General features: G+C 61.7%; 9 protein-coding genes and 1 tRNA gene. 6 read left to right on the top strand and 4 right to left on the bottom strand.

Features of this window, described 5'->3' with window-relative positions; translation table 11 throughout:
• Positions 1 to 518: GAF domain-containing protein (locus ABJF10_RS25190; RefSeq protein WP_348547384.1), on the top strand; the 518-nt coding region annotated here is incomplete at its 5' end.
• Positions 519 to 614: 96 nt separating this feature from the next.
• On the opposite strand, the gene ABJF10_RS25185 is transcribed toward ABJF10_RS25190, so the two are convergent.
• The 3 genes from ABJF10_RS25185 to ABJF10_RS25175 all read right to left on the bottom strand — a co-directional run bounded on the left by ABJF10_RS25185 (position 615) and on the right by ABJF10_RS25175 (position 4,012).
• On the bottom strand, positions 615 to 1,301 hold the full coding sequence (locus ABJF10_RS25185) for a hypothetical protein (protein ID WP_348547383.1): 687 nt from the start codon (positions 1,299 to 1,301) through the stop codon (positions 615 to 617).
• Between the two features lie 81 nt (positions 1,302 to 1,382).
• A complete protein-coding gene (locus tag ABJF10_RS25180; RefSeq protein WP_348547382.1) occupies positions 1,383 to 1,940 on the bottom strand; it encodes a tetratricopeptide repeat protein in 558 nt (185 codons plus the stop codon).
• 767 nt (positions 1,941 to 2,707) lie between these two features.
• The gene (locus tag ABJF10_RS25175; RefSeq protein ID WP_348547381.1) at positions 2,708 to 4,012 is read right to left on the bottom strand and encodes a phospholipase D-like domain-containing protein; all 1,305 of its coding nucleotides are present in this window, start codon (positions 4,010 to 4,012) and stop codon (positions 2,708 to 2,710) included.
• A 64-nt stretch (positions 4,013 to 4,076) separates the two neighbouring features.
• On the opposite strand from ABJF10_RS25175, the gene ABJF10_RS25170 reads away from it, so the two are divergent.
• Positions 4,077 to 4,919: an MOSC N-terminal beta barrel domain-containing protein gene (locus ABJF10_RS25170; protein WP_348547380.1), complete on the top strand. Its 843-nt coding sequence runs from the start codon at positions 4,077 to 4,079 to the stop codon at positions 4,917 to 4,919.
• On the opposite strand, the gene ABJF10_RS25165 is transcribed toward ABJF10_RS25170, so the two are convergent.
• Positions 4,916 to 5,947, bottom strand: coding sequence for a polyprenyl synthetase family protein (locus tag ABJF10_RS25165; protein WP_348547379.1), 1,032 nt, complete (start codon positions 5,945 to 5,947; stop codon positions 4,916 to 4,918). The two genes, ABJF10_RS25170 and ABJF10_RS25165, sit on opposite strands and share 4 nt — an antisense overlap.
• Positions 5,948 to 6,238: 291 nt before the next feature.
• Between ABJF10_RS25165 and purH the strand changes: the two genes are divergently transcribed.
• The 4 genes from purH to ABJF10_RS25145 all read left to right on the top strand — a co-directional run bounded on the left by purH (position 6,239) and on the right by ABJF10_RS25145 (position 9,910).
• The gene (gene purH, locus ABJF10_RS25160; RefSeq protein WP_348547378.1) at positions 6,239 to 7,774 is read left to right on the top strand and encodes a bifunctional phosphoribosylaminoimidazolecarboxamide formyltransferase/IMP cyclohydrolase; all 1,536 of its coding nucleotides are present in this window, start codon (positions 6,239 to 6,241) and stop codon (positions 7,772 to 7,774) included.
• A gap of 101 nt (positions 7,775 to 7,875) precedes the next feature.
• Positions 7,876 to 8,610, top strand: coding sequence for a pyridoxine 5'-phosphate synthase (locus ABJF10_RS25155; RefSeq protein ID WP_348547377.1), 735 nt, complete (start codon positions 7,876 to 7,878; stop codon positions 8,608 to 8,610).
• A 195-nt stretch (positions 8,611 to 8,805) separates the two neighbouring features.
• Positions 8,806 to 9,189 (top strand): holo-ACP synthase, encoded by a 384-nt coding sequence (gene acpS / locus ABJF10_RS25150; protein WP_348547376.1) that lies wholly within the window; start codon positions 8,806 to 8,808, stop codon positions 9,187 to 9,189.
• A 646-nt stretch (positions 9,190 to 9,835) separates the two neighbouring features.
• Positions 9,836 to 9,910 (top strand) — tRNA-Val (locus ABJF10_RS25145).
• The last annotated feature ends 89 nt before the right edge of the window (positions 9,911 to 9,999 follow it).

Genomic DNA, 9,999 nt, shown 5'->3' with positions numbered 1-9,999 from the left:
CCGCGGACGAGGAGGAGCGCCTCGCCGCGCTCGCCGAGCTGAACCTGCTCGACACCGAAGCCGAACCGGTCTTTGACCGCATCACCGCGAAGCTCGCGCGGCTTTTTGAGGTGCCCATCGCCCTCATCACCCTGGTCGACCGCGATCGGCAGTTTTTCAAGTCGCAGACCGGGCTGCCCGCGGATCTGGCGGCCGCGCGCCAGACCCCGCGCAGCGTTTCCGTCTGCGGACACGTGGTGGCGAAGAATCAGGTGATGATCATCGAAGACCTCGCGCGCGACCGAAGGTTTGCCAACAATCCGCTGCTCAAAGAGCACGGCATTCGCTTCTACGCGGGGGTCCCGCTTCTCGCGCCGAATGGCCAGCCCATTGGCTCGCTTTGCCTCATGGACATGAAGCCGCGCCAGCTCACGGATCGGGAAAAGCGGCTGCTCCTGGAATACGCCGCCGAGGTCATGGAAGAGTTTGCCCGGCGCGCACCGACGTCGCGGAGAACCGACGTCGCGATCGCTTCATAGTTCCCGACTCGCACGCTGACCCGTCGGGCAGCGCACATAGGGCACGCGCAAATACGGGGTTCTCGTCGTCAACGTCAACTGACGTAGCTTCCGAAGCTACCAGGTGATATGCACTTCGTGTTCGTTGGCGCCGGCGCCTTTGTCCTGCAGGCGGAAGACCAACTTGTAGCCGTTGGCCTCGGTCGGGGGCTCGAGGATGGTCACGTCGCCGCGGCCTTTGGTCTTCTTGATCGAGAGGTTGCTGCCGGCGAAGGACGCGAGGGGCGGGGTGAAAGCGGTGAATTCGTCGGTGGTGTTGTTGGTCCAAGTGGGCGCCCATTTGACGCCATTGATGACGATGTCAACGGGTTGCTTGAACTCGAAGTGCTGGATGCTCAGTTTGCCATTCTGAATGGTCCAGTGGTCGCGGGCGTCGACGAGTGCCTTGATGACGATCCGCCGGGTCGCTTGCGTGCTCGCGAAACCGGTGAAAGCGGGAGCGGGTGTGGCGGCCGCGCCCGCGTCGCCCGCATTGCCCCGGGCCGCGATCTTGGTGGCGTTTTGCGGATCAGCGAGACCGACCGTCACCAACATGCCGGGCTTGAGCTGCCCGGCGGTGGCCTTGGCGCCATTGATGGTAATCTCGGTGAACGGTTTGAAATGGATCGTCTTCAGCGAGTTTTGCTGCTGGACGATGATCACGCTCCCATTGAGGTCGATGGAGATGAGCTTATCGTCACCGCGCGCCAGGGTGAGCAAGGCCAGCAGAACCAGGAGAATCCGAAACAGGGGAACCGTTTTCACGATGGAGAGCATGGGGAAAATCCGACGCGAAGGGAAGCTTCAAACCGGTCGGGAGAGGTGCGGGCAATGAGGAAGGGCGCCTCACGGCTTCCACGTCTTGCTCCAGAGAATGTAGATTTCGTGGATGGCGCGGCGTTCGAGAGGGGTCCATTCGGCGGTGCGCTCGTCGAGGGTCTTGAATTCGCCGAAGCGCGGGTCGCGCTCGACGGCGAGTTGATAGTTCTCGAGGGCCAGTTTCGTCTGGCCGGTGCCCCAATAGCCGAGGACGAGGGAATAGTAATCGTAATGGGAGCGGTGCTCGCTGAGTTTGGCGGCGGTCTCGAAGGCGCGCACGGCGTCGGCGTAGTCACCATTGTTGAAGTAGGCCCAACCCACCCGGTTTTGCATGGGCGCGGTGGCCTTGAGGGAGAGCGCCTTTTGCAGGTCGGCGCGGGCTTCGGCCTTGCGTCCCAGCAAGGCGTAAGTGTAGGCGCGATTCACAAACGCCTGTGAGTCCTCGGCGTTCATTGCGATCTGCTGGTTGAGGATCTCCAGCTTCGGAGTCGTCTCCACCACTTCCCTTTTCTGCTCTTCCGCGCCGGCGACCGCGACGAAGAAACCAATCACCAGACACAGACGGACAAGGAGCGGGGGGATCATGCGGGAATGATGGTGGGGCAGCGCGGGGAGTGAAGTCTTTTTTCCCTCTGCGGCCCTCTCTCCCTCCTCTGCGCCCTCTGCGGTAAAATCCCGCCACGACCCAACTGCGGCTCTGTTCCATCACTTTTTCCGCAATGGAGCCAATAGAGCCAATGGAGCGATGCACATTTTGCGGCGAGTCATGCCACACTTCCCCACATGAACTCCGAGGACTTTCCACCACGCCCGCCACCGCGAGGTCGCCCCTTGGATGTAGAGCCATTTCAGAAAACTGTAGCCGAAGCACCAGGCGATGTAGTGGCGGTCCCGCAATTGCGGGATCGCCGCGCCCCGACGGAGCGGGGCGACTACATCCGCTCGCCGTTCGAGGGGTGGTCACGCTTTCATTTAGAATGCTCCGGCGCCTCGTGAGATTGCTCGATCCCTGTTCGATGCCGGAGGCATCCCAGCGCCCATAGCCGGTGGTTGAGCGAAGCGACACCACCGGAAATGAGATAGAAAACGACTCACCCCGAAGGGTGGCAGCCCCTGCTCGATTCAAGCCGAATCAAGGTGGATCAAGGTGGATCAAGGTGGATCAAGGTGCGAAAATTTGGCGATGGTGCCTGGAGACCCGTGCCAAGAGACCGATAGTCCCGGCGACGAAAATGAAGCCAATTTAAGGTGCCTTAAGCCCCCTTAAGCCGATTTAAGGTGCGAGTTTTTTAAAACCGAAGCTTTGGCCGCCCCTGGAAGAGTCGAAAAACTCAATTGTCCTGGAACACCGGCTAAAGCAGCGGAGACAGGGGGGCGACGGCCCATTCGGTGACGCGCTCGCGGAAGGGGCGCTTCTGGAAGTCTTCGAGCCGATAGGGGTTGGCCCGTTCCAGGTCCTGGCGAAAGACCGCGTCCATTTCCCCACCGAAGCCTTCATCGTAAATGGTGATGTCCAGCTCTTCGTTGATTTGCGCGGATCGGGAATCGAAATTGGACGAGCCGATGACGGTGAACAGGCCGTCCACCACCATGGTCTTCGTGTGGATCATGGTTGGGGCGTACTCGTAGATTTTCACGCCGCCGGTGAGGAGTTCGCCGTAGGCGCTGCGGCCCGCGGCTTTGGTCATGGGTTGGTCGTTGTGCGGGCCGGGCACGAGGATGCGCACATCCACGCCGCGCTTCGCTGCCTCGGTGAGGAGTTTCACCTGGTTGTGGCTCGGCGTGCAGTAGGCATTGGTGATGAAGATGGTTTTCTCCGCCGACGCGAAGGCGACCGCCTGCACGAGGGAGATGGGCGAGATCGAAAAGGAGTGGGAGGCGATGAGTTGCGTCCGCAATTTGCCGGCGGGAGGCAACGGTGGAAACTCCGACATACCGCTGATCGTCTCGCCGGTGCCGCGGACCCAGTGCTGCTGGAACGCGCCTTGCAGCTTGGCGACGATCGGTCCCTCGAGCCGCACATGGATGTCGCGCCAGTGCTCCGGAGATTCCGCGTGGCCCGACCAAGGGTCCGCGAAACCGACGCTGCCCGTGAAACCCACCTTGCCGTCGACGATCAAAATGCGGCGATGGGTCCGCCGGTTCAGTTTGTCGACGCGCCAGGAGTGAGTGGGATGGTAATAGGAAAAGGAGCAGCCGGCATTGCGCAGGGTTTTCTCGTCCACATCGGAAAACTTCGAACCGGAGCCGATGCCGTCCAGCAACACGCGGACGCGTACGCCCGCCCGGGCCCGTTCACACAAGGCGTCGCGAAATTGTGCGCCGACGCCGTCAGAATAGAAGAGGAAGGCCTCGAAGTTGACGCTGGCCTTGGCGGAGTGGATGGCCTCCAGCATCGCGGGGAAAATCTGGTCGCCATTGTGGAGGAGCTGCACGGAGTTTCCTTCGAGTGGCAAGGGATCGGCCATGGCATGGGCCGAGCCGAAAAAGGACGGGTCGCGGGTGGAGAAGTCATGCTGCCAGCGGTAGTCGACCACGGCCCGCTTGAGGAAGCCGATGCCAAACGCTGCGACGGCCACGAGCACGATCAGCAGACTGAGCACGACGATCCCGACGATTTTCCAACGGGTAAGTTTGTAAGAGGGCTTTTTGCTCATCGAAGACGGCAATGCGCATACGCATGCCGGGTGGTGACTAGATGGGTGGGAAGTGATGTGCTTGTTGTCTGAGTTCCTGGACGGTAAACTGAAGCTGTTCCCTCCGGAGATCTTGTTTCACACGAATCACGACTTCATGCGCTTAGGTAAGATCACGATTTTTCCGATCAAATCGCTGGATGGAATCAGTGTCGCTGAGGCGACGATTACCGCCGGGGGGATTTTGCAAGGGGATCGCGTCTACGCCATTTTTGACGAGCAAGGAGGTGTGGTGAACGGGAAGCGGACGCCCCGGGTGCACGAGCTGCGGTGCGCGTTTGATGACGGCATCCGGGAGGTTCGACTGTGGGAGGACGGAGGTGGTAGGCCGGAGCAGTTCTCTTTCGAGGCGCCGGCGGCGTTGAACCGCTGGCTGAGCGCTTTCTTTGGTTTTGCGGTAGAACTGAGGCATGAGCCGAAGGCCGGCTTTCCGGATGACCTGACCGCTTTCGGGCCCACCGTGGTGAGCGAGGCCAGCGTGCAAAGCGTGGGCCGCTGGTACCCGGGTTTGGATTTGGAGAATGTGCGCCGCCGCTTTCGCACGAATCTCGAAGTGCTCGATGGGCCGGCTTTCTGTGAGGACGCTCTCTTCGGCGAAGCAGATGAGCTGAAGCGGTTTCATATCGGAAGCGTGGCCTTCCTCGGTCACAATCCCTGCCAGCGGTGCGCGGTGCCCACGCGTGATCCGGCGAGCGGTCAGGGCACGGCAGGCTTTCAAAAGCAATTCATGGAATGGCGCCGCCAGGAGATTCCGCCCTGGGCAAACCAGCAGCGGTTCAATCACTACTATCGCTTCGCGGTGAACACTTCCATTCCCGCGGACCAAGCGGGCAAGTGCCTGCGCATCGGCGACGAGGTCGTGATTTAACCGACGAACTGCGCGATCATCCGGTCCAGCGTCGTGACCAGGCTGCCGAGGGCGTCGCGGTACTTGTTGTCGGGGACCAGGCGGAGGCGGCTCTCGGCTTCGCGCAAGAGCTTGCGGCCGGTGGCGATGGCGCTCTTGACGGCACCCGCGGCGATGGCGCGCTCGGCCAGGGCCATGATGTCGGCTTCCTCGCCATTGAGGATGATCTCGCTCAGGCGATGGCGCTCGGCTTCGTCGGAGATCTGGAGGAGGTGCAGGACCGGCAGGGTAAGCTTGCCTTTGCGCAGGTCGCTGCCGAGCGTTTTGCCGGCCTTGGCTTCGTCGCCGGCGAGGTCGAGGACGTCGTCGTAAATCTGGTAGGCGGTGCCGAGCTGGAGACCGAAGATACGCAGGGAATCGATGACCTCGGGGGCGGCTTCATTGATCAGCGCGCCGAGTTCGCAAGCGGCGGCAAAGAGCGCCGCGGTCTTCATCTCGATGATCTTGTAATAATCCGGGACGCTCAGCTTGAGGTCGAACCGGCGCTGGGTCTGGATGATCTCGCCGGAGCAGACGTCGCTGGCGGCGTGGGCGATGCGGCGGCTGATCTCGCCATTTTGGAAGCTGGTCGAAAGCTTCAGCGCGTGGGCGAAGAGGCAATCGCCGAGGAGCACGGAGATGGCATTGCCCCACTTCGCATTGGCGGTGGGCTGGCCGCGGCGCTTGTCGGCGCCGTCGAGGATATCGTCGTGCACCAGGGTGGCGGCGTGGATGAGCTCGAGGATGACGGCGAGGTCCAGGTGGCTGGGGCTGATGTTGCCGGTGGCGCCGCCCGCGAGCAGGGCGAGGGCGGGGCGCAGGCGCTTGCCGTTGCTCTCGATGGCGTAGGACACGTAACCCTCCACGGCAGGGTCGAAGGCGCGGGCCTGCTGGCGGATGCGTTCCTCTACGGAGTAAAGCTGCGAATTGATCAGCTCCAGGGAGGACTTGAGCGCCTGGGTTTTATCCGTTGTGTCCGTGATATTTTCGAGCTTTGTGAAATTTTTCACAAGGTGAACTTAAGATTGTCGCCTTGGTAAGTCAATTACGCTGCAAAAGCCCCCGCGGACGACAGAAAAGTGCCTGAAGCGCAATAATTTCTCGCAACTCGATTTGCGTCTTGCCAATTGCCGCGTATTTTGGTTGCGGGTGTTTGTGTTGTTGGGTTGGAACCGCGCAGCTATTGGGTGGCTGCGCGGTTCACTTTGTACCCCGATATGGGTTCCGGATGGCTGCCCCAAGGAGCGGCAAAAATCGCTCTTGGACACTGGGCTGACGTGCCCTACCGTCCCACCCCTCGCATGAAAATCCAACGCGCCCTGATTTCCGTTTCCGACAAGACCGGCCTGGCCGATTTCGCCCGTGAACTGGCGGCTTTCGGCATCGAAATCATCTCTACCGGCGGCACCGCCAAACTGCTCCAGAAGGAGGGCATCGCCACCACGGAGATCTCCGATTACACCGGTTTTCCGGAAATGATGGACGGTCGCCTGAAAACGCTGCATCCGAAGGTCCACGGCGGCCTGCTGCACCTGCGCGACAATCCCGAGCACGTCGCCCAATGCGAGGCGCACGGCATCAAGCCCATCGACCTCGTGGTAGTGAATCTCTACCCCTTTGAAAAGACCGTCGCCAAGCCCGACGTGACCCTCGACGAGGCGATCGAGAATATCGATATCGGCGGCCCTTCCATGCTGCGCAGCGCCGCGAAAAACTACCGCTCGGTCACCGTGGTCACCGACCCGAATGACTACAAGGACGTGCTCGACGTCCTCCGCTGGAACGACGGCGAGACGACCCTCCAGCTCCGCGAACGGCTGGCCATCAAGGTCTTTGTCACCACCTCGAAGTACGACGGCGCGATCGCCGATTTCCTGAACAAGGAGAAGGAATGCGCGAGCAGCTTCAGCCTGAGCCTGCCGCTCGTCGCGCAGTTGCGTTACGGCGAGAATCCGCACCAGACGGCTGGCCTCTATGGGCACTTCGACGAGCACTTTGAAAAGCTGCACGGCAAGGAACTCTCCTACAACAACATCCTCGATATCACCGCGGCGTCCGAGCTGATCGAGGAATTCAGCGAGCCCACGGTCGCCATTCTCAAGCACACGAACCCCTGCGGCGTGGGCAGCGACGCGGACTTGCGCGAGGCGTGGGACAAGGCCTTCGCGACCGACAAGCAGGCGCCATTCGGCGGCATCATCATCTGCAACCGCCCGCTCACCGAGGCGCTGGCCAGGGCGATCAGCGAGATCTTCAGCGAAGTGATCATCGCCCCCGACTTCGAGCCCGATGCCCGCGCGTTGCTGCAGAAGAAAAAGAACCTGCGTCTCATGCGCAAACTCATCCGCCCCACGCCGAAATCCGAGGACGAAGACCTGCTCATCCGCTCCGTCACCGGCGGGGTGCTGGTGCAGAGCCGCGACGTGGAGCCGGAGATGAATCTCGTGGAGAAAGCCGTCACCGAGCGCAAGCCGACCAAGGCCGACCTCGCCGCGATGCTCTTCGCCTGGCGCGTGGTGAAGCACGTGAAATCCAACGCCATCGTCTACGCCGCCAAGGACCGCACGCTGGGCATCGGCGCCGGGCAGATGTCGCGCGTGGACGCCAGCCGCATCGCCATCTGGAAGGCGGCCGACGCCGGCCTCTCGCTCAAGGGCTGCGCCGTGGGCAGCGACGCCTTTTTCCCGTTCCCCGACGGCCTCATCGCCGCCGCCGAAGCCGGCGCCACCAGCGCGATCCAGCCCGGCGGCTCGGTGAAAGATCCCGAGGTCATTGCCGCCGCGAATGAGCGTAAGATGGCGATGATCTGCACCGGCGTGCGTCATTTCAAGCACTGAGGACATTTCGAATTGAGGAATTAGGATTTAGCAATTGGCCCCGTTTCGGTGATCGTTTCCGCAGTGCTCCCAAATCCTAAATGTTAAATCCTAAATCCTAAATGCACCTCGGCGTTAACATCGACCACGTCGCCACCCTCCGGCAGGCGCGCTATGCGTTCTCGCTGGATGCGCCCAATTGCGAACCCGATCTCGTGGCCGCCGCTTCCGCTTGCGAGCGGGCGGGAGCGCACGGCATCACCATTCACCTGCGGGCGGACCGGCGTCACATTCAGGACCGCGATGTCGAGCGGCTGCGCGCCAGCATCAATACCAAGCTGAACCTCGAGATGGGCAACACCCCGGCGATCCTCGATATCGCCCTGCGCATCCTGCCCGAGGAAGTGTGCCTCGTCCCCGAGAACCGCGCCGAGATCACCACCGAGGGCGGCCTCGACGCCGCCGGGCAGATCAAGGGGCTCACGCCCACGGTCAGCCGCCTGCAGAAGGCCGGCATTCGCGTGAGTCTTTTCATCGAGCCCGAGCCCGCGCAACTCGCCGCCGCCCGCCAGCTCGGCGCGGAGATGGTCGAGTTGCACACCGGCGCGTTTGCCAATGCCCTCGGCAAGGCCCGCGACCGCGAAGTCGAGCGCCTCGTCACCGCCGCCACCCAGGCGCATACCCTCGGCATCCAGGTCAACGCGGGCCACGGCATCAACTACCAGAACATCGCCTTGATCCGCAAAATCCCGCACCTTGCGGAGCTCAACATCGGCCACTCCATCGTCAGCCGGGCCCTCTTCGTGGGTCTTGAGCGCGCCACCGCCGAAATGCTCGCGGCCATGGCGGGGGACTAGGAGAAAGGCAGAACATCCAACACCCAACATCCAACGTCGAACATCCAATGGTATGATTCCGAGCGCCTTGGTCACGAACGATAGGGCAGAATGTCCTCATTGGATGTTGGGTGTTGGAATTCGAGGCTTTGCGAGAAGTCCGCGGTGCAGTGGGGACAATTGGATGTTGGACGTTCAAAGTTCCTCTTTGCTCCCATGAACATCCTCGGCACCGGCGTGGACATCGTGGAAACCTCGCGCATCGCCTCCAGCCTGGAGAAGCACGGCGACCGCTTCCTGGCCCGCGTCTTCCTCGACGGCGAACGCGCCTATTGCAGCAAGATGGCCACGCCTTCGCAGTGCTATGCCGCGCGCTTTGCGGCCAAGGAAGCCGTCTCCAAGGCCTTCGGCACCGGCATCGGCGCGTCGCTCGGCTGGCTCGACATCGAAGTGCGGCGCAAAGCCAGCGGCGAACCTTTCGTCATCCTCCACGGCGAAGGCGCGAAGACCGCCGCCCGCCTCGGCATCACCGAGATCCGCCTCAGCCTCAGCCACAGCGACCACTACGCGGTCGCCCATGCGCTGGCGTTGGGGGCGTAGGCCCTTCCTCCCAAATGTCATCCTGAGCTTGCCGAAGGACCTCCAATATCCCCTCTGGCATCTTTTGCGCTGCCTTCAGTATCCCCGCCACGTAATCTCCTAACCGAGTTGTTAAAGAAGAAGGATGTTGGAGGTTAGCCCCATGTTTCCGTAGGCGTCTCGCAGCGCTCGGCTTTCGGCAAGCTCAGGATGACAAGGTTTTGCGATCGCATCCGGCAGCCATGATGCCACTGATTTGCATTACCCCTCCGTGGTTCGGCATTTCCTCAACCCTCCGCTCGGACAAAATTTCGACCTTGACCCGCCTTGACTGGCCTTGACCCGACTTGATCCGCCTTGGATTTACTCTGGTCGGGTCAATCCACGATCAAGGCAGCCGGCCAGCCAATCCGAGCACCCCCGCAGACGCCTTGTTGCATCTCATTTGCATCAACCTCTTGCCCCTTTGAATGTGTCAAAGAACCTCTTCCTCCCTTGCCGCTGAAATGCCGCCGCCGGCAATCGCCTCTCTTCCCACCATTGAGCGAGAAGTGTCGCATGACGCCCGCCAAAAGTCAAGCCAAAAGTGAGAAGCGGGCGGCGTGCGCAATTTTCGCTGGCGTCGCTGCCCGGCTTGCTTATTCTCCCACTCCGCTTTCCGGAAAACGCGCGCTTAGCTCAGCGGTAGAGCACGTCCTTCACACGGACGGGGTCGCAGGTTCGAACCCTGCAGCGCGCACCATTTCTCAGGGATGGTGGATCGCAAAAATGGGGCGGGTGATGCGGATCGAAGTTTGCATGACGCCGTCGCTTTGGTAGTCTTTGTCCATG

Origin of the sequence: Chthoniobacter sp. (assembly GCF_040003245.1) — a bacterium.
In the GTDB taxonomy this organism is placed as follows: Bacteria; Verrucomicrobiota; Verrucomicrobiia; order Chthoniobacterales; family Chthoniobacteraceae; genus Chthoniobacter.
This window is presented reverse-complemented; position numbering and strand designations above follow the sequence as displayed.

Coding starts and splice junctions, on each gene's coding strand:
- ABJF10_RS25155 (WP_348547377.1), top strand. CDS start 7,876: ATGCACCTCGGCGTTAACATCGACCACGTCGCCACCCTCCGGCAGGCG.
- ABJF10_RS25180 (WP_348547382.1), bottom strand. CDS start 1,940: ATGATCCCCCCGCTCCTTGTCCGTCTGTGTCTGGTGATTGGTTTCTTC.
- acpS (WP_348547376.1), top strand. CDS start 8,806: ATGAACATCCTCGGCACCGGCGTGGACATCGTGGAAACCTCGCGCATC.
- purH (WP_348547378.1), top strand. CDS start 6,239: ATGAAAATCCAACGCGCCCTGATTTCCGTTTCCGACAAGACCGGCCTG.
- ABJF10_RS25175 (WP_348547381.1), bottom strand. CDS start 4,012: ATGAGCAAAAAGCCCTCTTACAAACTTACCCGTTGGAAAATCGTCGGG.